Source organism: Acidovorax sp. Q11, assembly GCF_054950075.1.
Genome location: NZ_JBUDZG010000119.1, coordinates 1 through 284, shown reverse-complemented (window position 1 = coordinate 284; position 284 = coordinate 1). Strand labels below are relative to the sequence as shown.

Genomic DNA, 284 nt, shown 5'->3' with positions numbered 1-284 from the left:
CATCGGCACGGCCAGGGGGCAAAAGGGGGACTTCGGGCCAGGCCATAGGCCACTCGCGGGGAGGCATGACCACGAAGATACTGGCGCTGACGGATGCGCTGGGCAATCTGGTGAAGTTCGTCTTGATGCCAGGGCAGCGCCATGACACCAAAGGGGTGAAGGAGCTGATCGCCGATGTGCGCTTTGATGCCTTGCTGGCCGACAAGGCCTTCGATGTGAACTGGTTGATCCAGGAGCTGGACAAGCGCGGCGCACAGGTGGTGATCTCACAGATGCCGCGTCGG

At 62.3% G+C, this 284-nt stretch carries 1 protein-coding gene; it reads left to right on the top strand.

Translation table 11 applies throughout. The features are described 5' to 3' along the window. Nucleotides 1–44 precede the first annotated feature (44 nt). The coding region (locus ACYZGB_RS22940; protein ID WP_462391291.1) for a transposase at nucleotides 45–284 on the top strand (240 nt) is incomplete at its 3' end.